Below are 19,894 nucleotides of genomic sequence, written 5' to 3'. Positions count from 1 at the left end.
GGAGGGATTCACCGACTTGAACGAATTGTCTTGAATCCATAATCGATAAGGTTTTCAGGTCGATGCATAACGCCAGACACCTCGGTCGGCCCCCTCTCCCTCCGGGAGAGGGCTGGGGTGAGGGGCTTTTGATCTCAAGCGCTTATTCAAGCATCTTGCTGAGCAACCAGCTCCCTGCCGGCCCCGGCGGATACAAGCGCGACCACAAGGCGTCGACAAACACCGGTTTCGGCCAGCCGCGCACATTCAGCTCTATCAGCAAATCATTGGCATAACGCTGCACCAGCCACCTCGGCAGCGGTGCCCAGCCAAAGCCTTTTTCCGCCATTTCCAGCAGCATCAGGTAACTCGGCGCCGACCACACCCGGCCTTTGCCGCGACTGTCATACGGATTGACGATGGTCGCCAGCCGCAATTCGCGATGTTGCTCGAGGATCTGCTGATCCACATGCTCAAGCTTCGCCAACGCATGCTCGCGGCTGACGAACAAGGCTATCTCCGTGCGCTCGGCCACAGTGGAGGTCACCAGATCCGGCGGGTAGTTGTCCTGCATTTCCGCGAAGGCCAGATGCGCCCGGCCGCGCTGGACCAGTTCGATCAGGTCTTCGCATTCGGCAATCAGGCATTCCAGCTCAAGCTCCGGATAACGCTGCTCGAAACCCACCAGCGCCGCTTCGAAACGATAGGACTGATAAGTGTCGGAAATCGCCACGGTCAGCTTCGGTTCCACACCTTGGGCCAACTGCCGTGCGCTCATCTCCAGACGACTGGTGGCGGCCAGAATCGCCTCGGCTTTTTGCAGCATGACGTGGCCGGCGGGGGTGAGTGTCGGTTTGCGGCTGCTGCGGTCGAATAGCTGCAAATCCAGATCAATCTCCAGACTGGCGACCGCCGCGCTGATGGTCGACTGACTGCGGCCTAACTTGCGCGCTGCCGCCGAGAATGAGCCTTGCGTCGCTGCCTGGACAAACGCCAACAGTACTTCCTGCGAAGCCATGAACTATCGCCTTGATCGATGGTTATTGGTTTTGAAGTATCGGTATTAAGTTGGATCATGGCAACCATCGTCAAACAAGGAGTCAGGCCATGACTGTCCACAAGTCCATCACCGAACGTGTTTTCCAGGCAGTTGGTTTCGAGTTTCTCGCGATCCTGATCTGCACGCCGCTGCTCGCCTGGATCATGCAAAAGCCGCTGCTCGACATGGGCGCGGTGACCGTGTTGATCGCGCTGTTGGCGCTGGCGTGGAACGTGGTGTTCAACCGTTTTTTCGACCGTGCATTGGCGCGGATGAATCTGCCGCACAACGCCTGGGTCCGTGTAGTGCATGCGTTGCTGTTCGAAGGTGGACTGATCGTGATGGGCGTGCCGCTGATTGCCTGGTGGCTGTCGGTCAGCCTGTGGCAGGCGTTGTTGCTCGACATTGGCGTGCTGCTGTTCTTCCTGCCGTACACCTATGTCTACCACTGGGGTTATGACGTCCTGCGCGAGCGCTTCATGACCCGCCGCGCATATGAAAGCTGAGGTGAACCTGTGTGGCGAGGGGATTTATCCCCGTTGGGCTGCGTAGCAGACCCGATTTTGGGGCCGCTCCGCAGCCCAGCGGGGATAAATCCCCTCGCCACAAACAGTCTGTTGGTTGAGGTCAGAGAAACATGCCGCCAGATGCCTCGACCCGCTGACCGTTGATCCACTGTCCACCCTCCGACAGCAGCAGCGCCAGTGCACCGCCAATATCATCCGGCAGCCCGACACGACCCAGCGCGGTATTACTGGCGACCATCGCGTTGACCGCGCTGTTGTCGCGCACCGTGCCACCGCCAAAATCGGTTTCAATCGCACCCGGCGCCAGAACGTTCACGCCAATCTGCCGCGCACCCAGCTCTTTCGCCTGATAACGCGTCAGCACTTCCATCGCACCTTTCATTGCCGCATAAGCGCCGTAACCCGGCAGGCTGAAGCGGGTCAGACCGCTGGAAATATTGACGATGCGCCCACCGTCATTGATCAGCGGCAGCAATTGCTGAGTCAGGAAAAACGGCCCTTTCAACTGCACGTTCATCAGCAGATCGAACTGCTCCGGGGTGGTTTCGCTGAACAGCGCATGCACGCCGACCCCGGCGTTGTTGATCAGGAAATCGAAGCGCTGACGCTCAAAGGTTTGCCCCAATATCTGTTCAACCTGCGCGGCAAACGCGGCGAAGTTTTCGCTGTGGCCGACGTCCAGTTGCAGCATCGCCGCTTTCGCGCCGAGTGCCTGCAATTCAGTGACCAGCGCCTGGGCCTCGTCGGCGCGGCTGTTGTAGGTGCCGATGATGTCGATGCCTTGCGCGGCGAGGTGCAGAGCGGCGCTGCGGCCGAGGCCACGACTGGCGCCAGTGATCAGTGCGATTTTGCGGTTCATGCTGACTTCCTCGATTGCGTTGAGTGGGGATGGAAGAAGTTTATTTATCCGCCCTGAGGTGATAAACACGGCAAAAGCGGAATAACTGATCGGCTCAGCCGAACAATCACCGGGGCTCGCAATGAACAAACTGGAACTGCTGCGGACCTTCGTCCGGGTCAGCGAACTGTCGAGTTTCACTCTCGCCGGGGAAAGCCTCGGCCTGCCGCGCTCCACCGTGTCCGAACAGGTGCAGGCACTTGAAGCCTTGCTCGGCACGCGGCTGTTGCAGCGCACTACGCGCAAGGTGCAGGCCACTCAGGATGGACTGGTGCTGTATGAGCGCAGCAAGGACTTGCTTTCGCACATGGATGAGATCGAAGGGTTGTTCCGTCAGGACGAGGCTTCGCTGACCGGGCGCATCCGCGTCGATATGCCGAACATCCTCGCGCGACGGCTGATCCTGCCGCGCCTGCCGGAATTCATGGATCGCCACCCGAATCTGCAGATGGAAATCAGCAGCACCGACCGCCGCGTCGATCTGCTCAGCGAGGGTTTCGACTGCGTGTTGCGCATCGGCGCGCAGCCGGATCAGTCGGTGGTCGCCCGGCATCTCGGCGACTTCCCGATGGTCAATTGCGCCAGCCCGGCTTACCTGCAACGTTACGGCGTGCCGCAGACCATCGAGGATCTGGCGCAGCATCGGCTGGTGCATTACGTCGGCGTACTGGGCTCGCGTTCGGAAGGGTTTGTGTATGAGGAGGGTGGCGAAGTGCGACGGGTGGCGATGGCGGGCAGTGTCACGGTCAACAGCACCGACGCCTATGAAGCGGCGTGCCTGGGCGGCTTCGGCCTGACGCAGGTACCGCGCACCGGCATGCAGCCGCATCTGGAAAATGGCGAACTGGTGACCGTACTGCCGCAACACACCGCACCGCCGATGGCGATTTCGTTGTTGTACGCGCGGCAACGGCATTTGCCGCTGCGGGTGCGGGTGTTTATGGATTGGCTCGGCGAGGTCGTACGTTCAACACTCTGACATTGAGCACTTTCCCCCTGTGGGAGCGAGCCTGCTCGCGAAAGCGCCATGTCATTCAACATTGATTTATCTGACACACCGACTTCGCGAGCAGGCTCGCTCCCACATTTGCCCTACGGTGGCATTGCGTTTTGCGCTCAGTAATCGCCACGCTTGCGAAACGCCCAGCGCCCGGCAATCACGGTGAACGTCGCCACCAACGCGACCAGCACCCAAAATCCGTGCGGGTCCTGGGACAGCGGCACGCCGCCGACATTCATCCCGAAAAAACCGGCAATGATGTTGATCGGCAAGGCCAGCACTGTCACCACCGTCAGGGTGAACAGCGTGCGGTTGCTTTGTTCGTTGAGGTTGGCGGCGATCTCTTCCTGCAGCAATTTGATCCGCTCGCCGAGGGCGGTGAGGTCGTTGATGATCAGCGCAAACTCCTCGGTGGATTTGCGCAACTCCTTGACGTCCTCCTTCTGCAACCACGGCGGCGGACGATTGAGCAGGCGCAGCAACGACCCTGGCTCCAGCGCCAGCAGCCGTTGCAGTCGCACCAGCACGCGACGGTTGGCGCCAAGTTCGGCGCGGTTGGTCGACAGGCGCGAGGAGAGCAGTTCGTCTTCGACCTGATCGACACTCAGGCTGGTCTTGCGCACGATCTGCGTCAGCACTTCGCCCTGATCGCGCAGCAAATGCACGAGCAGTTCCGAGGGCGAGCGAAAGCATTCGCCGGCCTTCACCGACGAGCGCAACTTGTCCACCGAGTGCAGCGGTTGCAGGCGCGCGCTGACGATCAGTTTGCTGCGCACGCAGACCCACAGCGTCGACACGTCGGAGGAGACCATGCTGCTGAGGTTGAACACCACATCGTTGACCACCGCCAGCAGCGCCGAATCGACATGCTCGATGCGCGTCGATCGCGAACCTTCGTGCAGCGCTTCGAAAAACTCCTCGGGCAATTGCAGATGACTTTTCATCCAGCGCTCGCACGCGGCGTGGGCCAGGTTCAGGTGCAGCCAGAGAAACTCTTCGCTGTCACCGTCATCCTGCAAACAGCGCAAAGCCGTCGCCGAATCGATCTCGCGCCCGCGCTCACCGGGCAGGAAGCGAAAGCCGTAGAGCAAGCCAAACAGGTCCGGGGCGCGATGGCTGATATCGAGGCTGTGGTTCATGGCGGCTCGCTGCGAGGAGGGTGCCTGGTGGGGGATTTTCAGGTTCACCTGAGCGGCATCATCGCAAGCCAACATGACCGTTTTGTGACAGCAAAGTGACTGCAAATCAACGCGTTACCGACTGTCGGAAGATTCTCAAGAAGCGCTCTGGCGCGCCGATCTCGGTTGAGTTAGGTTGCGCGCCATTGGCTTTCGGTCATGGTGTGTCGACAGGGAAGTCCGGCCATTTTTCACGTCCGCTCGGGCGTGCCTCATCCCTGCTTCGAGTACCTTGCAATGCTGCAAAAATCCCTGAGAGCGCAAATTCTCGCCCTGTTGAGCGGCAGTCTGCTGGCGATATTGTTGATCGCGCTGGCCTGCTTTCATTACCTCTCCAACGGCGTGCAAAGCTATAGCCAGTTGATCGCCGGCCCGCTGCACACCTCGCAACTGATCGATGAAGCCAACCTGCAATTCAAAGTGCAGGTGCAAGAGTGGAAAAACGTCTTGCTGCGCGGCAAACAACCGGCGGATCTGGCGAAATACTGGAGCCAGTTCGAAGAGCGCCAGCGCGACGTGCAGAACATTCTCGGCGAACTGGCCGGCCAGAAAGGCATCGAGGCCAATCTCAAATCCCGCATCGAACGTTTGCGCGAGGAGCATCGCCAGTTGGGCACGGCCTACCAGCAAGGCCGCGATGCCTACGTGGCTGCCGGTGGTGATCCGAGCGCCGGCGACGCTGCTGTCAAAGGCGTCGACCGTGCCACCAGCGAGCAGATGAGCGCACTGGTCGCCGAGCTGCGCGAGCAGGGCACCGCGCAATCGGCGTTGATCAGTGCCAGCGCTGAGCGCACCGTGTGGCTGGGGCTGTTGGTGATGCTCGCATCAGGCTTGCTGATCGGTCTGCTGAGCCTGTGGCTGGTCAGCCGCAACCTGATCGAACCGATCCGCAACCTCATCGATTACGTCACCCGCTTAAGCCGTGGCCAGTTGGCTGAACGTGTTGTCAGCGAGCGTCGCGATGAACTGGGCAACCTCGCCGCCGCAGCGAACACTCTGCGCGATTTTCTGGCGGACACCTTCACTCGCTTGCAACGCAGCGCCGGTGATCTGGACAGCGCCAGCGGCGAGTTGAACGCCATTGCCACGACCATGGCCGGCGGCACCAGCGAGCAATTCAACCGCACTGATCAAGTGGCCACGGCGATGAATGAAATGTCCGCCACGGCCCAGGAAGTCGCCCGTCATGCCGCCGATGCCGCGCGTGCTGCCGACGATGCCGATCACTCGGCGCAGCAGGGTGAAAAGGTCATGCAGACCACCATTCACTCAATCACGCAGATGCGCGGCGAAATCGCCAACACCGCCACGGTGATCCGTCGCCTGGAAACCGACAGCGGTCGTATCGGCAAGGTGCTGGAAGTGATTCGTGGCATCGCCGAACAGACCAACCTGCTGGCGCTCAACGCAGCCATCGAAGCGGCGCGGGCGGGTGAGGCCGGGCGTGGTTTTGCCATCGTCGCCGATGAAGTGCGCAACCTCGCCCAGCGCACGGCGGAGTCGATCATCGAGATCAACCAGATCATTCAGAACGTGCAGACCGGCGCTGTCGATGCCGCGCAGGCTATCGAGAGCGGCCAGGCGCGCAGTGATGAAAGTGTCGAGCAAGTGACCCAGGCCGGCGCGATGCTGGAGCGCATCACCTTGGCGGTGGAGGCGATTCGCGACATGAACCGGCAGATCGCCACGGCGGCAGAAGAGCAGACGTCGGTGGCCGAGGATATCTCGCGCAACCTGACTGAAATCACTGCGATTGCCAGCACCAACCTCGACAATGTGCAGCGCACCGAAAGTGCCAGTCAGAACCTGCATGGATTGTCGGGGCAGTTGAATGAGGTGACGGCGCGGTTGAGTGCTTGATTTTGGGTGGTGGTTTGTCAGCCCCTCACCCTAACCCTCTCCCGGAGGGAGAGGGGACTGGCCGCAGGGAATGTGTGAATTGCACCGAACTTGCAATACCGAGTCGAACTCGGGTTTGAGCGGCCCGCAAATCGGCTCCCTCTCCTGGGGGAGAGGGCTGGGGTGAGGGGGATCGATTTCACAGACCACACAAAGTTTGCGCGCCAATCCGCAGCCACAAAAAAGCCGCACGATCGTTAAATCGTGCGGCTCTTTAACAGCGGTCTATCAAGTGTCTTGCTTGTCGCTCAGCACTTTACCGGTGGTGGCATCAAAGTCCACGTCGAACTCTTTGCCGTCAGCAGTTTTAAGTTCAACTTCATACTCGTAGCCATTGAAGTGGTTATCCAGGTCGGTGTCGGTAATCGTTGCGCCCGGGTGCAGTTTCAGTGCTTCGGCGTTCATCGATTCCAGCGACTTGATCTTGCCGTCCTTGACCAGTTGCGGGATCTGGTCGATGCGAACATCAGCCTGAGCCAGGCCAGCGGTGAGGGTCAGGGCAGCGGCGGTAAACAGGGCAGTCAAAGTTTTCATCGGTTCATTCCTTGGCAGTGCGTTGAAGTGGTTGATCTGTGTAAGTGGGTTCAGATTAACCAGCGCAACTTAACTCACCCTTAAATCTCTGCTTCGCGATAAAACTGCTCTTTGTCGGAGCGAGCCTGCTCGCGAAGCAGGCGACTCGATAACAACTTAGAAACCGTTCTTCTTCAGAACCTCATCAACACTGCCAACAGCCGGACGCTTGTAAAACTTCAACAGTTCACTGGCGCGGTTGGTAAAGATGCCGTCGACACCCGCTGCCATGACTTTCTCGTAGTCCACCGCCTCGTCGACCGTATAAACGTGCACCAGCATGCCTTGGTCGTGGGTGTACTGATTCATCCACGGTTGCACCAGGTCGGAGTAACTCTGATCACCACCCTGAGTCAGCTTCGCCGAAGGGCCGGTGCCGATCGCGCCCTGGGCCTTGGCGTAGTCGACCCATTGCTTGAATTCCGCTTCCGATTTCGGTTCCTGTTTGCCGTAGAACACGTTTTTGTCTGTCTCGCCGGACGCGGCAAACGTCACGGCGGATTTCGGCTCGATGCTGCCTTCGCCGACCCACAACAGCAGAATCTTCGGCACTTGCGGCATTTCCTTTTCCAGCAATTGCAGGCTGTTCTTATCGAACGTCTGCAGGATCACCTTGCCTTTGCCCTGACCGACGCGGAGCGCACTTTTCGCCAGTTTCGAACCGGCCGGGCTCAGCCAGCCGCGATCCTGGAGTTTTTCCTTGAGGTCATGTTCGATGCCGGGAAACAGCTGCGGCTCTTTGGTTTCGATGTACAGGCCCGGCTTGTGCTGCGGGTTGGCGCGGGCGATGTCGATGATTTCATCGAGGGTAAGAATCTTCAGCCCGGCGTACGAGGGGCGTGCGCGGTCAGGATATTTGCTGTTGAACCAGCTGCCGGCATCGAGGGTTTTCAGTTCGGCCATGGTGAACGCGGTGGCCGGGCTGTCCTTGCGCTCGGGGAATTTGCTGGCGACGTCGGTGGTGCGTTGCAGGTTGTCGTCGTGCAACGCGAAGAGCACGCCGTCCTTGCTGCGCTGCAAATCCATTTCCAGGTAATCTGCGCCCAGGTCACGGGCCAGTTTGTAGGCCGCAGCGGTGGATTCCGGGGCATCGAACGACGCGCCACGGTGGGCGATCACCGCCGGATGCGGAATGCCATGGGCAGCAGCGATTGCCTTGGGCTCCGGGTGGCTGGCGGCATGCGCCTGACCGAGGCCGAACAACAGACTCAGCACCAGAGCGCTTCGGGTAAAAGTGGCAGGCATGGTCGAGTTCCTTTCGCAGGTTTTTTTCGAGACGTACCTTTTAACAATTGACGCGCCGCAGGGCTATCGCCAGACCGACATAAACCGAGCAAAACGGAAATTTCCTGCACTTTTGTGGCGCTGTTTGCAGTACGCTTGCCCTCGGCAGACGCCCCGGCAGAGGGCGCGCCGCTACATTGCCCTGCGTGTAAACCATCGATCATCTTTCGTGAGGTTTACCATGCGCATCACCTCCCAACTCATCTGCCAGGCCGCCGACGATCTCAAAGGCTTCGTCGGCCTCAACCGCAAGACCGGCCAGTACATCGTGCGCTTCAGCGAAGATTCCTTCGGTATGGACGTGGCCGACGACGGCATCATCCCCGCCAGTGAATTCGTCTGGGCGAAGGCGTCGGACACCACCATGACCCTCAAGCGCGAATTGATTCAGTTGCTGCTCGATCAACACATTGACGACCGGATCAACATCACCGAACCGTTACGGGTTTACATGAGCAAGGTTGAAGTGCCGGAGATTGTTGCGGTGCGGAGTCTGGTGCGCGGTTGAGGTATTGCAGTGTGGTTGCGGGCCTCTTCGCGAGCAGGCTCGCTCCCACAAGGATTTCGTGAACGCCACAGATCCAATGTGGGAGCGAGCCTGCTCGCGAAGGCGGCCTTAGTTCTGGCACACGTGAGCGTGCAACTCGCTGGTCAGTCCTTCGATGCGCTCGGTGAGGGTTTTTGTCATTTCGGTAAGGCGGGTGTTTTGTTCCAGTAACGCCAGCAATTGCGCGGAATTCTTCGCCGCGTCAGCCTGACGTTCGGTATTGGCCAATGCCAGCGCTTCGCGGTGCTGCGCATCGGCGTCGGCCTGCGCTTTGTCGCGCGCGGCCTGACGGGTTTGCGCGAGCAGGATCAATGGCGCGGCGTAGGCCGCCTGCAGGCTGAAGGCCAGGTTCAGCAGCATGAACGGGTAGACGTCGAATTGAGTCACGCCCCATACGTTGAGGCCGATCCATACCGCCACGATCAAGGTTTGCGCTCCCAGGAACAGCGGCGTGCCGAAGAACCGCGCAAAGGCTTCGGCGCGCAGGGCGAAGGCATCGTTGCCGAAGGTCGTATTCAGGTGGGCGTGGGGGCGGTGGAAGCGCAGGTGATCGATGGGGGCGTTGGACATTCCGGGTTTTTCGTTATTCATGAGGCACTCGGCGGGGCTTGGGACGTGTCGTCACTATAGCGCTGCGTTGTGGCGGCCGACCTTCGCGGACTGCCCACGAAGGTCGCGACTCGTTCTATCGACCCTGCACAAGCCTCAATTCGACACCCGCTCATTGGCAAACATGCTCACCGCATCCACCGCCTCACTGGCGCCATCGCGAATCTGCAGAATCACCGTGCCGGCCTGATTGGCCAGTTCCACGCCTTCTGCGGCGCGGTCGCGGGTGCCTTGCATGCTCTTGATCGCCTGCCGTGTTTCGCTCTGGATCAGACTGATCATGGTGGAGATCTCCGCGGTGGAACCGCTGGTGCGCGCCGCCAGTTGCCGTACTTCATCGGCCACCACGGCAAAGCCGCGGCCCTGTTCACCGGCGCGCGCGGCTTCGATGGCGGCGTTGAGGGCGAGCAGGTTGGTCTGATCGGCGATTGCGCGGATGGTGTTGACGATGGCGGTGATCTGCTCGGAGCGGTCGCCCAGTTGTGCGATCAGCGTTGAGGACTGGCTGATGTCCTCGGCGATTTCGCGCATTTCGCTGGCAGCCTGTTGAATCACCTGCGTACCTTGCTCGGCGACTTTTCGCGTCGCTACCGAGATGTGATAAGCGGTGCTGGCACTGCGTGCGTCCTGCTCGTGTTGCTCGACACGGGCGGTAACGTCAGACGCGAACTTCACGACTTTGTACAAACGCCCCGAAGCGTCGTAGACCGGGTTGTAGTTGGCCTCCAGCCAGACGATCTGACCGCGTTTATCCACGCGCTCGAACTGCCCGTGGAAGAACTCGCCCTGATTCAGGCGCCGCCAGAAATCCTGATAGGCGCCGCTGTTGACCAGCGCCGGGGTGCAGAACAGGCGGTGATGCTGGCCCTTGAGCTCTGCGAGGCTGTAACCCATGCGCGAGAGAAAATTCTGGTTGGCGGTAAGAATGTTGCCGTCGAGATCGAACTCGATCACCGCCATCGCGCGATCGATCGCCTGCAGCTTGGCGTTGGCCTCGTTCTCCTGCTGCACCTTGGCGGTGACATCCATCGCGTACTTGACCACTTTGATCACCCGTCCCGACGCATCCTTGATCGGGTTGTAACTGGCCTCGAGCCAGATCGGCTGGCCTTTGCTGTTGACCCGTTCAAAGGTGCCGGACTGGAACTGACCGTTTTTCAGGCGTGACCACAGCTCGGTGTATTGGACACTGCGCCCGAATTCCGGCGTGCAGAAATGCCGGTGCGGCTGGCCGATCGCCTGGGCAGCCGTGTAACCCATGGTCTTGAGGAAATTGTCATTGGCACGCAACACCACGCCATCAAGATCGAACTCGATCACCGCCATCGAACGGTTGATCGCTTCGAGCATCGCAGCTTGGTCAAAAACGGTGTGTTGCAATTCAGCGAGGGCGGCTTTCTGGCGATTGAAAAACATGCTTGCGATACTCGGGAAGTGGGGAAAATCAAAAGGATTCAGTCCCTATTCCTGTGCCGGCAGACCGAAATGCACGGACGGCATTCGGTGGTGACTGCTCAATGCCAGCGTTCCGTTACTGGCAGATGGCTACTTATACAAAACTTAATAAAGTTGTACAAGAAAGGAATTTTTCACAACCTTGTATAACTTTTTGCGAAATTAGTTGTACGCGGCTCGCCGCACCAGTGATTCACCGCTGATACAGTGCCAGGAACATCTCCAGCGCCGACTCGGCAACTGCATTCTGCGCGTCTGGATCAAGGGCCGCGCGACCCAGCGAGATCTGCGGCCAGAACGCGAATGCCTTGAGCAAACCTTGTACTTGATGCGCGGCAAATTCTGGATCCACCGGCTTGAGCCGTCCGTCGGCTTGTGCTGCGCGTATCCAGACGGTCAGGCCTTCCTCGCGCTCGCCCATGCGCTCGATCATGTTCTGCGCACGTTCGGGGGAATGAATGGTTGCAGCAATTGCCACCCGGGCGAGGGTGAGAAAATTCTCGTCAGCCATCATCTGCACTTTTTCTCGCAGCATCAGGCGCAGCTGCTCATGCAGCGGTTGCTCGCGGTCGTAGCTCACCGACGGCTCGGCAATGATCCGCGCCCACAACTGATTAAGGATCTCGGCGAACAGCTCTTCCTTGCTCGGGAAGTGGTTGTACACCGTCCGCTTCGACACCCCCGCCGTGGCGGCGATCTTGTCCATGCTGGTGATTTCGAACCCGTGGGCACGGAATTCGGCGATCGCCGCCTGGATGATGGCTTCGCGTTTGCGGTCGGTGAGGCGTTGTGGAGCGGTCATGAGCGGACTTCGGCAGAGAAGGGGGGAAATTACACTCGGCAGTTTACTTGGCGTCGGCTTTGATGCAACCTAGAAACTACACCGCTCAGTGTAATGTTGCGTTAATCCTCGCACCTTACAAACCAGAGCGTTTGGCCTTTGCGTGCAGCTTGGCCATTTTCATTTCCCGTGGAATACCGTGCAGCACACGGTTTTTCGGAGTCGTTCAGTCATGGCCAATCCAGTCTCTCTCCCGGACAACACACCCACGCCTGAAGCCTCGCGCCAGGATCAAGGGCTGTTTCGCAATCATGCGCCGGTTCAGCGCGAAGGCCTGCGCAAAATGCTGCGGATCATGTGGAACATGATTTTCCACAAACCGCGCGACACCCGTCCGAGCGCCGCCATTCCTGTGCAGCCGCTTACTCGCGAAGATCTGCTCGCAGCGCCCAATCACAGCGTTTACCGCTTGGGGCACTCGACGCTGCTGCTGAAGATGCGCGACAAATTCTGGATCACCGACCCGGTCTTCGCCGAGCGCGCCTCGCCAGTGCAATGGGCTGGCCCGAAACGCTTCCACCAACCACCGATCAGCATTGACGAGCTGCCACCGATCGAAGCGGTGATCCTCTCGCACAACCATTACGACCATCTCGACTACGAAGCGGTACTCAAACTCGCCGCCAAAACCACTTACTTCCTGACTCCGCTGGGCGTGGGCGACACCCTGATCAAATGGGGCATCGACGCCAGCAAGGTGCGCCAGTACGACTGGTGGCAGGGCACCGAAATCGCCGGTATCCGCTTCATCGCCACCCCATCGCAGCACTTCTCCGGCCGTGGCCTGTTCGACGGCAACAGCACGCTGTGGGCGTCATGGGTGATGATCGACGCCGACACACGAATCTTCTTCAGCGGCGACAGCGGTTACTTCGACGGCTTCAAACGCATCGGCGAACAATACGGCCCGTTCGACCTGACCCTGATGGAGACCGGCGCCTACAACGTCGAATGGCCCCACGTGCACATGCAACCGGAAGAAACCCTGCAAGCCCACATCGACCTCAAGGGCCGCTGGCTCTTCCCGATCCACAACGGCACCTTCGACCTGGCCATGCACGCCTGGCACGAACCTTTTGACCGCATCCTTGCGCTTGCATGGGAACGCAGTATTGCGATTACCACACCGCGGATGGGGGAGGCGTTCAACCTTGCGCATCCACAACGGGGGAGTGCGTGGTGGATGGCGGTTGAAGAGGAGGGGGAGGCGCTAGTGCAGAACGCCTGACGATTTCATCCGGTTCGCCTCGGTGCGAACCGGATGAATCAGATTCCCATTTCCTTCATTCGCCGGTGGTAATCCTCCATCGTAGCGACTGACAAATCCCTGAATTTTCCACGAAGTATCTGACTTAGTGTTTCCAAGGTGATGCCAGTAATTTGCGCCGCTTCAGATTCGTTCAGGTTGGCAGTCTTGATCAACGCGGCCATTTTTGTCGCATATCCCGATTTGATCAGCATTTCATCTGCACCCTGCAGTCCCAAATCTGCGTAGATGTTGCCCGTGCTTCTTTCGATGTCCATCCTTAGCGCTCCTTATTCAGCCATCGCAAAATCCCCACGCCCCACCGATTCCCCCGCCATACCCTGTGCCCTGACACTGCGCCCCGGTGCAAACCCCGGGAAGAACACCAACCCCTGCGCTTCAAACCGATAAGCCAGTGCCAGCCTTGCGGCGTCCGCCACGTCCTGCTGCGCTTCGAACCGCTGGATATCTGCCACCGCCACTTCGGCCTCGCGCGACAGTTGTTCAACGCTCCAGCCCAGCATGGCGCGGGCCTGGACGCAGTGGGTCGGGGTGAACTGGAAAAGGGCAATGCGTTCGAGGACGTGGTTCATCGCAAGAGAGGCCATGGTGTGCTCCGGGCTCAAAAGTGCTGATTGAAAATGTACTGTGTTTTTGTACAGTTGTTTTCGGCCGGGATCAAACGCATTTTTCGAATTTGCCTAGTTCGTCGGCTCCAACCAGACGGACGGTGCCTGTCCCAGCACGCGCCGAAACATCGTCGAAAACGCCGCCGGGCTCTCGTAGCCGAAGTCCAAGGCAATCCGCGTCACCGCTTCCCCCGCCGCCAACCGTGCCAACGCCTGCACGACGCACGCCTGCTGACGCCACTGACGAAAGCTGAGCCCGATCTGTTGCCGAAACAATCTGTTAAAGGTACGCAAGCTTATGTGTAACTGATCGGCCCAATCCTGCGGGGATTGATGGGTGTTGGGCATGTTCAGAAAGGTCTGACACAGACTGAGGAGCTTTCCTTCGGCTGGCATGGGAATGTGTAGGGCAAGGGGCGCGCTGCGTGCCAGTTCATGCAACAGCAAGTTGATCAGCACACCGTCGCGTCCGGCCTGGTCGTACATCAGTGGCACGTCCACCGCTTCCATCAGCAAATGCCGCAGCAGCGGCGACACATTGAGCACTTGGCAGTCCGGCCCCAGATCCACGTTGCCCGGTTCGACATACACACTGCGCGTGCTCACCCCGAGCATCAACACCTCATGAGCCACGCCCGGCGGAATCCACACCGCGCGCTGCGGCGGCACCACCCAATTACCGTTCCGGGTGCTGACTTGCATCACGCCTGTTGCGCCGTAGAGCAATTGGCCACGGCGATGCGTATGAAACGGGAGTAGGTGACCGTGGGAATAATCGGTACCGATGGCCACGACCGGGCGAGGCGTGTCATCGAGCTGATTGATCGAAATATTGCGCATCAGGCGTGTTCCAGCGATTGGCGTAAACGCGAACATTATTGGCCCAACTACTGAAGCCGGCCAGTGCATCACGCTCTAATGTCCTGGGCTCCCCCGATCCTGGACGCCCACCATGTTCTACCTCCTGCTTACACTGTTCGGTTGCCTCACCGGCATCAGCGCCGTGCTCTTCGGTTTCGGCGGCGGCTTCGTCATTGTGCCGCTGCTCTATCGGATGCTCACCGCCAGCCACGCAGCCGACGACCCCATCGCCCAGTCGGCCATGCACATCGCCGTGGCCACCTCGACCTGCGTGATGATCGTCAACGCCCTGATCGCCACACGCAAACACCAACGCGCGGGCAATCTGCTCAGGGATTATCTTTGGCCATTGGGCGGGTTTATCGGCGTGGGCGCGATCGTCGGCGCCATCGCTGCGATGTGGGTCAACGGCCAAGTCATCCGCTACGCCTTCATCGCCTATATAGGCGTGACCATCGTCGATTGCCTGCTGCGCCAAGGATTTCTCACACAGTCCCAAACCACTTTCCCACGGCGACTGACCATGACGGAAACATCCGCCGGCGGTGTAGGCATCGGCGCCGTCGCAACCTTCCTCGGCGTAGGAGGAAGCGTCATGACCGTGCCGCTGCTGCGCCGTTGCGTACTGAGCATGTCGCAAGCGACGTCCATGGCCAATCCGCTCAGCGTGCCGGTAGCGTTGGCGGGGACGTTGACGTACATGGCGCTGGCCGGTTTCACTGAGTCTGATTTGGGCGTTTGGTATATCGGGTATGTCGATGTGCTGGCGTTTGCGCTGCTGACGGTTGGTTCGTTGCTGGGGATCAGATTGGCTGCGCCGTGGATAGGGCGAATACCGGATCGGCTGCATGCGCGCGTGTACATCGGTTTACTTATGGTGGTGATGATCAGCATGTGCTTGAGCTGAGCGCGACGGCGCTCGATTCCAGCGCGCAAGCTCGCCATAATTCGCAGCTACTTTCGCGGGCAGTTGCTCGCTTATTCAAGGATGAAGTGATGTACCGAGGACTGTTACGTCTTTTTGCTGTTTTTCTTCTAACGGGTTCTTTTGTCTCGACGGCAACTTGGGCCGAGACCGGCGCGCAGTTGTTCACCGGCACGTTGGGTAAATCGTCTATCGTCCTCGAAATAAATCCTCGTACCGGAGAGGGACGTTACTTTTACAAGAAGTACCGCAAGGATCTACCACTCGACGGTGCTCTGGACGGGGAAACGCTTGTGCTGGAAGAAGGCTCGCGGATAGACGACTCACGCCCGACCTTGCGTCTGCGGCCGACAACTGATGGTTGGTATGGCGAGTGGACGAGCACCGCTGGGAAAAGCCTGAAGATCAAGTTACAGCCAGCCGTCATCCCCGATGTAGCGGATGATGCCTTGCCCTTTTTCACCACACTTCACGACAAGTACCCTTATGAATACCTGCGGCTGCAGGGCGTCACACTCAAAAAAGGCAACATCGACACCTTCATGGGCTACACGCTGCAGTGGTGGAGCGAGCCGAAGACAGGCACTTCTCTGTTTGAAGTGGTCTCGGGTTATTCCCTTGAAGAGCGTCGACGCATCAACCAACAATTGATGGCGCGTTTGTGGAGCGAGGTATTGTCGTCTTATGGATGTTCAGGCACTTACGCGCAGTCGAGCCAACCACTGTGGATGTCGTCAACAGTGATGAGTGTTCTGATTTCATCAGATTATTTCTGCGGCGGTGCCTATCCGGATCAAAGCCAGGATGCGCTCAACTTCGACACTAAAACAGGCAGACTCCTGACCCTTGATGATGTTTTGTGGGTGGGGCAGGGCAAGCCATTGCATTTCCAACGAGAGGGCGACTTCGGCGGGGAGGCGTCCGGCTCGTCTGATTCCTGGTCTAACTACCGCAGTGAGGAACTGGCACCCTGGCTGGTCGCGCAGTTGCTGAAACTCTACTCCAGTGAAATGACCGTTACCCCCGAAGGTGAAAACGACTGCAACTACGACGAGAGTTATCCCTGGCAATTTCCCGGTTGGCACTTCACGGAACTGGGCATCAAGCTCGAGCCATCATTTCCCCACGTCGCGGCGGTCTGCGGATTCGTCGACTGGAGCGTTCTGCCGTACACAATCGTCAAACAACATCCGGGCGGGGTTGCACTGCAACTGCCTTGATGTCGCGTTTACTTTCATGCGCAGCCCCTCGATTCCCGACCACAACCCCGCCATAATCGCCGCGAATTTATCCGCGCCGGCCCTCAAATGCCGGCGCGACATCCGACTCTTTCAAGGAACGATCAATGCTCAAGGGACTGATGCGCCTGGCGCCATGCGCTGCTGTGCTGTTCTCGCTGATTCCAAGTGTCCACGCCGATGATGGCCGACGCGTGTTCACCGGCACGTTGGGCAAAATGCCGATCGTCGTAGAGCTCAATATCACGCAGCAGGACGAAGTAACCGGTCGGTACTTCTACGAAAAATACCATCGTGATTTGCCGCTCAGTGGCGCGTTGCAGAACAGCACGCTGACTTTGACCGAGGGCAATAATCGCTATGGTGACGAAAAGCCGCTGTCAACGTTGGAACTGGAAGAAACCGGCAGCGGCTGGCAGGGCGAATGGAAAAGTCCGCAGGGCAAGAAGCTGCCAGTGAAACTCATCGAGGCCAGACTTACCGCCCCCACCTCATCAACTTTGCCGTTCATTGCCGCTTTGCCCTACAGCGAGCCTTACGAGTATTTGCGCCTGCTGGGACTCAAACTGAAACCGGCGAAGAAAGAAAACTTCATGGGCTACGACCTGCAATGGTGGACAGAGCCTGAGACAAAGATTTCCCTGTTCAGCGTGGAGTCCGGATTGTCGAAAGATGATCAGCAACGGGTTAACCAGCAGTTGCTTGGACGCCTCTGGAATGAAGTCATCAGTTACCACGGCTGCCAGCTGCAGGGCGGCGAAAACGTCGAATTTATGCAACAGGTGCAACCGAAAATGATCTCGCCAGCCGTGGTCAGCCTGAACATCTCGACCAGCTATTACTGCGGCGGCGCGCATCCAGACTTCGGCGATTCACCGCTCAACATTGACGTCAAAACCGGCCACCCGCTGTCCCTCGAAGATGTGCTGTGGGTCGGTGAGGGCAAACCACTTTTACATGCCGAACGCGACAGCTTGGGCGACGAACCTCTGAGCAAGGACGAAAGTAACGCGCGCTATCAGTACGTCAGCAAAGAGTTGGTGCCGTGGGTGATCAAACAATTCACGGCCCTGTACCCCACAGAAATGAAGACACCGACGGGAGATGACGACTGCAACTTCCAGGACGAAAGCATCTGGGGGACTTCACCTTGGTACTTCACCGAGAAGGGCTTGTACCTCGGCGCGTACTTCGCTCGCGTGCAACGCTCTTGTGATAGACCTGACTGGTCGATCCTGCCGTACTCCCTAGTCAAACAACACCCTGGCGCCGTAAAACTGCAACTGCCCCAAGGCTAGCCATCACTCCAACCCCGGCGCTTCACGAATAATGAAGTGATCCAGGTTCTCGATATTGGCATTGAAGACCTCGAAAGGCTTTTCGGGGTTCTTCTTGCCGGGCACCTGCTTCAACTCCGGCGTCACCCCATAGAAGAAACAGAACAACGCCTTGTCGCTATCCACCGCGTGCTTGATCTCTTCCAGAAACGCCTTGCGCTTGCGGTAGTTGTCGATCAGCTTCTTGTTCAGATAAACGCTGACCGGATACGGCTTCTTCTTGCTGTCTTCGGGCTTCTTGAACCAGACCTTGTCCTCGAAATCGATACGAAAACTGGCGCTGTGGAAGTCCTCGATCTTCTTGATCCGCCCCCAGTAAATCAGCCCCTTGTTGTCCGTCAGATACTCGATCTTCTTGAAGAACGAACTGTACGGCGCCGTATGCTCGCCAATCTTCAACGGCATGCGCTTGAGCAACTCCTTGTCGGCGAAGTTGGAAACAAAACACTCCACCGGATGCGCAAACACACTGGTCTTGTCCGGCGCCGACTCACGACTCGCTGACTCCTTACCACTGTCTGCCACCATCCGAACCGGATCATCGCGCAACACATCCGCCGCCCCCGCTGGCGTGACAGGCTTGCGTACATACTCACGCCGGGTCAGCAATAACTCCGATGGGAAATGCTCCTCACGCCCGTCATCCACCTCGCCATCCGCCGTCTCAACACCAGACGCCGACGCCTTCAAACTCACATACGGACAACCCGCCACATGCTGCGTCGTGGGCAGATTCTTGAAGTGCGGCGTGCGCACGTAATTCACATTCTTGGCATTGAATGTACCCAACTCATTGGAAGCCTCGAACGCCGCACGACAGGCATCGTTGGGGCACTGGAAGTGTTCCTTCGCCGAGTCAAACGCCGCCGTCTCATCGAAATTGAGATCGCGAACGTCATAGATCGACAACTTGTCGTCGAGGCTGAGGCAGTAGGCGAGATCGAATTTCATGGTGGGGCTCGGATCCTTGAGTGGGGGAGGGGTATTAATAGCGGGAGGCGGCGCGGGTTGCACTGATTGTTTTCAAGGTGATGCGGGATTTGTGGGAGGTAGCCTGCTGGCGATTCTCGGCATCAACTCAATACCCAATCCCGACTCCCGGCCGGCAGCAACACATTTCAATCGTGGTGAGGGGATTTATCCCCGATGGGCAGCGAAGCTGCCCCAAGGATTTTTGGCCACAAAAAATCCGCTGCTGGAAAACTCAAACAGCGGATTTCTGAAACCATCAGCCTCCACGCAACAATCGCGAAGCCTTACGCCACCAGGACTCATGGCGATTGGACGAATTATCTGCCAACAAACAAGGCATATCCCGCAACCGAATCCACGGCTCGTCCTGCCAGTGCAACGTACTGAGCGACATCTGCGGCCAACTCAAAACACTCAACGTCGGACGCTCAACCGAGCGCGCCGGACGAGCATCACGCAGAGCAGGCACAACTTGGTGCGTCAGCCACTCACGAAGCTGCCGATGCTCAGGACAGTAGTGATAGATCAGCAGCGCATACACGCCGGACTCACTCACCATCATGTGTTCCTCAGCTTCGCCATAGGTCTCTACGCGCATCATCTGCCGCTGATCCGCGTCGAGTTTGCGTAGCTGGCGCTCATCAAGATGTTTGCCCATCAACCGGCCCAGCTCATGGACGCAGAACCACGCCTGGTTCTCCACCAGAACGGCATGCAGATGGGTTTTGTTGCGAGCAAATCGAGTCGGTAATAGTAGCTCAGACATGGACGGCCTCCGGTGTCGGAAGCGACGCGGGCGTCCTACGGGTACAGCGATTCACCTTCATCTTGAAGGTTGGATAGTCAGGCATTTCCAT

General features: G+C 58.7%; 21 protein-coding genes. 8 read left to right on the top strand and 13 right to left on the bottom strand.

Going from position 1 to position 19,894, the window contains the following annotated elements; all coding sequences use genetic code 11:
- Nucleotides 1-142 precede the first annotated feature (142 nt).
- Entirely contained in the window at nt 143-997 is an 855-nt protein-coding gene (locus D8U61_RS02230; protein ID WP_125926449.1) for a LysR family transcriptional regulator, read from the bottom strand.
- A gap of 89 nt (nt 998-1,086) precedes the next feature.
- Between D8U61_RS02230 and D8U61_RS02225 the strand changes: the two genes are divergently transcribed.
- Complete coding sequence (locus D8U61_RS02225) at nt 1,087-1,524, top strand: multidrug/biocide efflux PACE transporter (RefSeq protein WP_130926347.1); 438 nt, start codon at nt 1,087-1,089, stop codon at nt 1,522-1,524.
- A 121-nt stretch (nt 1,525-1,645) separates the two neighbouring features.
- Here the strand turns inward: D8U61_RS02225 and D8U61_RS02220 are convergent, their stop codons facing one another.
- The gene (locus D8U61_RS02220) at nt 1,646-2,404 is read right to left on the bottom strand and encodes an SDR family oxidoreductase (protein WP_130926346.1); all 759 of its coding nucleotides are present in this window, start codon (nt 2,402-2,404) and stop codon (nt 1,646-1,648) included.
- 121 nt (nt 2,405-2,525) lie between these two features.
- Here D8U61_RS02220 and D8U61_RS02215 point away from each other — a divergent pair, with 121 nt between their 5' ends.
- Nucleotides 2,526-3,422, top strand: a complete 897-nt coding sequence (locus tag D8U61_RS02215) for a LysR family transcriptional regulator (protein WP_130926345.1) — start codon at nt 2,526-2,528, stop codon at nt 3,420-3,422.
- 137 nt (nt 3,423-3,559) lie between these two features.
- Here the strand turns inward: D8U61_RS02215 and D8U61_RS02210 are convergent, their stop codons facing one another.
- Entirely contained in the window at nt 3,560-4,582 is a 1,023-nt protein-coding gene (locus D8U61_RS02210) for a transporter (protein ID WP_016773564.1), read from the bottom strand.
- 276 nt (nt 4,583-4,858) lie between these two features.
- On the opposite strand from D8U61_RS02210, the gene D8U61_RS02205 reads away from it, so the two are divergent.
- The gene (locus D8U61_RS02205; protein ID WP_130926344.1) at nt 4,859-6,481 is read left to right on the top strand and encodes a methyl-accepting chemotaxis protein; all 1,623 of its coding nucleotides are present in this window, start codon (nt 4,859-4,861) and stop codon (nt 6,479-6,481) included.
- Nucleotides 6,482-6,748: 267 nt separating this feature from the next.
- On the opposite strand, the gene D8U61_RS02200 is transcribed toward D8U61_RS02205, so the two are convergent.
- Both D8U61_RS02200 and D8U61_RS02195 read right to left on the bottom strand, forming a co-directional pair.
- The gene (locus tag D8U61_RS02200; RefSeq protein WP_016773566.1) at nt 6,749-7,054 is read right to left on the bottom strand and encodes a PepSY domain-containing protein; all 306 of its coding nucleotides are present in this window, start codon (nt 7,052-7,054) and stop codon (nt 6,749-6,751) included.
- 156 nt (nt 7,055-7,210) lie between these two features.
- Nucleotides 7,211-8,338 carry a glycerophosphodiester phosphodiesterase gene (locus tag D8U61_RS02195; RefSeq protein ID WP_110602434.1) on the bottom strand — a complete coding sequence of 376 codons (1,128 nt, stop codon included), beginning with the start codon at nt 8,336-8,338 and terminating at the stop codon, nt 7,211-7,213.
- A 220-nt stretch (nt 8,339-8,558) separates the two neighbouring features.
- Here D8U61_RS02195 and D8U61_RS02190 point away from each other — a divergent pair, with 220 nt between their 5' ends.
- Complete coding sequence (locus tag D8U61_RS02190; RefSeq protein WP_130887352.1) at nt 8,559-8,885, top strand: DUF2025 family protein; 327 nt, start codon at nt 8,559-8,561, stop codon at nt 8,883-8,885.
- Between the two features lie 108 nt (nt 8,886-8,993).
- Here the strand turns inward: D8U61_RS02190 and D8U61_RS02185 are convergent, their stop codons facing one another.
- The 3 genes from D8U61_RS02185 to D8U61_RS02175 all read right to left on the bottom strand — a co-directional run bounded on the left by D8U61_RS02185 (nt 8,994) and on the right by D8U61_RS02175 (nt 11,790).
- Nucleotides 8,994-9,494 carry a DUF1003 domain-containing protein gene (locus tag D8U61_RS02185; protein ID WP_232245588.1) on the bottom strand — a complete coding sequence of 167 codons (501 nt, stop codon included), beginning with the start codon at nt 9,492-9,494 and terminating at the stop codon, nt 8,994-8,996.
- A 135-nt stretch (nt 9,495-9,629) separates the two neighbouring features.
- Entirely contained in the window at nt 9,630-10,949 is a 1,320-nt protein-coding gene (locus D8U61_RS02180; RefSeq protein ID WP_130887350.1) for a PAS domain-containing methyl-accepting chemotaxis protein, read from the bottom strand.
- A 232-nt stretch (nt 10,950-11,181) separates the two neighbouring features.
- A complete protein-coding gene (locus D8U61_RS02175; protein WP_016773570.1) occupies nt 11,182-11,790 on the bottom strand; it encodes a TetR/AcrR family transcriptional regulator in 609 nt (202 codons plus the stop codon).
- A gap of 211 nt (nt 11,791-12,001) precedes the next feature.
- Here D8U61_RS02175 and D8U61_RS02170 point away from each other — a divergent pair, with 211 nt between their 5' ends.
- Entirely contained in the window at nt 12,002-13,057 is a 1,056-nt protein-coding gene (locus tag D8U61_RS02170; protein WP_125917208.1) for an MBL fold metallo-hydrolase, read from the top strand.
- 38 nt (nt 13,058-13,095) lie between these two features.
- Here D8U61_RS02170 and D8U61_RS02165 read toward each other — a convergent pair whose 3' ends face one another.
- The 3 genes from D8U61_RS02165 to D8U61_RS02155 form a co-directional block, all read right to left on the bottom strand.
- Nucleotides 13,096-13,353, bottom strand: coding sequence for an XRE family transcriptional regulator (locus D8U61_RS02165; RefSeq protein ID WP_122691415.1), 258 nt, complete (start codon nt 13,351-13,353; stop codon nt 13,096-13,098).
- A gap of 12 nt (nt 13,354-13,365) precedes the next feature.
- Nucleotides 13,366-13,683: a hypothetical protein gene (locus tag D8U61_RS02160; RefSeq protein WP_039758012.1), complete on the bottom strand. Its 318-nt coding sequence runs from the start codon at nt 13,681-13,683 to the stop codon at nt 13,366-13,368.
- A 93-nt stretch (nt 13,684-13,776) separates the two neighbouring features.
- Nucleotides 13,777-14,544: a helix-turn-helix transcriptional regulator gene (locus D8U61_RS02155; RefSeq protein WP_130926343.1), complete on the bottom strand. Its 768-nt coding sequence runs from the start codon at nt 14,542-14,544 to the stop codon at nt 13,777-13,779.
- Between the two features lie 112 nt (nt 14,545-14,656).
- Between D8U61_RS02155 and D8U61_RS02150 the strand changes: the two genes are divergently transcribed.
- The 3 genes from D8U61_RS02150 (at nt 14,657) to D8U61_RS02140 (ending at nt 18,026) form a co-directional block, all read left to right on the top strand.
- On the top strand, nt 14,657-15,472 hold the full coding sequence (locus D8U61_RS02150) for a sulfite exporter TauE/SafE family protein (RefSeq protein ID WP_130926342.1): 816 nt from the start codon (nt 14,657-14,659) through the stop codon (nt 15,470-15,472).
- On the top strand, nt 15,460-16,710 hold the full coding sequence (locus D8U61_RS02145; RefSeq protein WP_241663590.1) for a hypothetical protein: 1,251 nt from the start codon (nt 15,460-15,462) through the stop codon (nt 16,708-16,710). Before D8U61_RS02150 ends, D8U61_RS02145 begins: the two co-directional genes overlap by 13 nt.
- A gap of 125 nt (nt 16,711-16,835) precedes the next feature.
- Complete coding sequence (locus D8U61_RS02140; protein WP_125926458.1) at nt 16,836-18,026, top strand: hypothetical protein; 1,191 nt, start codon at nt 16,836-16,838, stop codon at nt 18,024-18,026.
- Between the two features lie 3 nt (nt 18,027-18,029).
- On the opposite strand, the gene D8U61_RS02135 is transcribed toward D8U61_RS02140, so the two are convergent.
- Nucleotides 18,030-19,016 (bottom strand): hypothetical protein, encoded by a 987-nt coding sequence (locus D8U61_RS02135; protein ID WP_130926341.1) that lies wholly within the window; start codon nt 19,014-19,016, stop codon nt 18,030-18,032.
- Nucleotides 19,017-19,293: 277 nt separating this feature from the next.
- Nucleotides 19,294-19,803, bottom strand: coding sequence for a Bro-N domain-containing protein (locus D8U61_RS02130; protein ID WP_130926340.1), 510 nt, complete (start codon nt 19,801-19,803; stop codon nt 19,294-19,296).
- Nucleotides 19,804-19,894: the final 91 nt, after the last annotated feature.

The organism is Pseudomonas sp. Sample_14 (assembly GCF_004307515.1).
GTDB classification, from domain to species: domain Bacteria; phylum Pseudomonadota; class Gammaproteobacteria; order Pseudomonadales; family Pseudomonadaceae; genus Aquipseudomonas; species Aquipseudomonas atacamensis.
This window is presented reverse-complemented; position numbering and strand designations above follow the sequence as displayed.

Excerpts from the sequence above, each read along its gene's own strand:
- D8U61_RS02220 (WP_130926346.1), bottom strand. The coding sequence starts at position 2,404 with ATGAACCGCAAAATCGCACTGATCACTGGCGCCAGTCGTGGCCTCGGC.
- D8U61_RS02140 (WP_125926458.1), top strand. The coding sequence starts at position 16,836 with ATGCTCAAGGGACTGATGCGCCTGGCGCCATGCGCTGCTGTGCTGTTC.
- D8U61_RS02165 (WP_122691415.1), bottom strand. The coding sequence starts at position 13,353 with ATGGACATCGAAAGAAGCACGGGCAACATCTACGCAGATTTGGGACTG.
- D8U61_RS02130 (WP_130926340.1), bottom strand. The coding sequence starts at position 19,803 with ATGTCTGAGCTACTATTACCGACTCGATTTGCTCGCAACAAAACCCAT.
- D8U61_RS02155 (WP_130926343.1), bottom strand. The coding sequence starts at position 14,544 with ATGCGCAATATTTCGATCAATCAGCTCGATGACACGCCTCGCCCGGTC.
- D8U61_RS02190 (WP_130887352.1), top strand. The coding sequence starts at position 8,559 with ATGCGCATCACCTCCCAACTCATCTGCCAGGCCGCCGACGATCTCAAA.
- D8U61_RS02160 (WP_039758012.1), bottom strand. The coding sequence starts at position 13,683 with ATGGCCTCTCTTGCGATGAACCACGTCCTCGAACGCATTGCCCTTTTC.
- D8U61_RS02200 (WP_016773566.1), bottom strand. The coding sequence starts at position 7,054 with ATGAAAACTTTGACTGCCCTGTTTACCGCCGCTGCCCTGACCCTCACC.
- D8U61_RS02180 (WP_130887350.1), bottom strand. The coding sequence starts at position 10,949 with ATGTTTTTCAATCGCCAGAAAGCCGCCCTCGCTGAATTGCAACACACC.
- D8U61_RS02210 (WP_016773564.1), bottom strand. The coding sequence starts at position 4,582 with ATGAACCACAGCCTCGATATCAGCCATCGCGCCCCGGACCTGTTTGGC.
- D8U61_RS02205 (WP_130926344.1), top strand. The coding sequence starts at position 4,859 with ATGCTGCAAAAATCCCTGAGAGCGCAAATTCTCGCCCTGTTGAGCGGC.
- D8U61_RS02150 (WP_130926342.1), top strand. The coding sequence starts at position 14,657 with ATGTTCTACCTCCTGCTTACACTGTTCGGTTGCCTCACCGGCATCAGC.
- D8U61_RS02225 (WP_130926347.1), top strand. The coding sequence starts at position 1,087 with ATGACTGTCCACAAGTCCATCACCGAACGTGTTTTCCAGGCAGTTGGT.
- D8U61_RS02135 (WP_130926341.1), bottom strand. The coding sequence starts at position 19,016 with ATGAAATTCGATCTCGCCTACTGCCTCAGCCTCGACGACAAGTTGTCG.
- D8U61_RS02175 (WP_016773570.1), bottom strand. The coding sequence starts at position 11,790 with ATGACCGCTCCACAACGCCTCACCGACCGCAAACGCGAAGCCATCATC.
- D8U61_RS02230 (WP_125926449.1), bottom strand. The coding sequence starts at position 997 with ATGGCTTCGCAGGAAGTACTGTTGGCGTTTGTCCAGGCAGCGACGCAA.
- D8U61_RS02215 (WP_130926345.1), top strand. The coding sequence starts at position 2,526 with ATGAACAAACTGGAACTGCTGCGGACCTTCGTCCGGGTCAGCGAACTG.
- D8U61_RS02185 (WP_232245588.1), bottom strand. The coding sequence starts at position 9,494 with ATGTCCAACGCCCCCATCGATCACCTGCGCTTCCACCGCCCCCACGCC.
- D8U61_RS02195 (WP_110602434.1), bottom strand. The coding sequence starts at position 8,338 with ATGCCTGCCACTTTTACCCGAAGCGCTCTGGTGCTGAGTCTGTTGTTC.
- D8U61_RS02170 (WP_125917208.1), top strand. The coding sequence starts at position 12,002 with ATGGCCAATCCAGTCTCTCTCCCGGACAACACACCCACGCCTGAAGCC.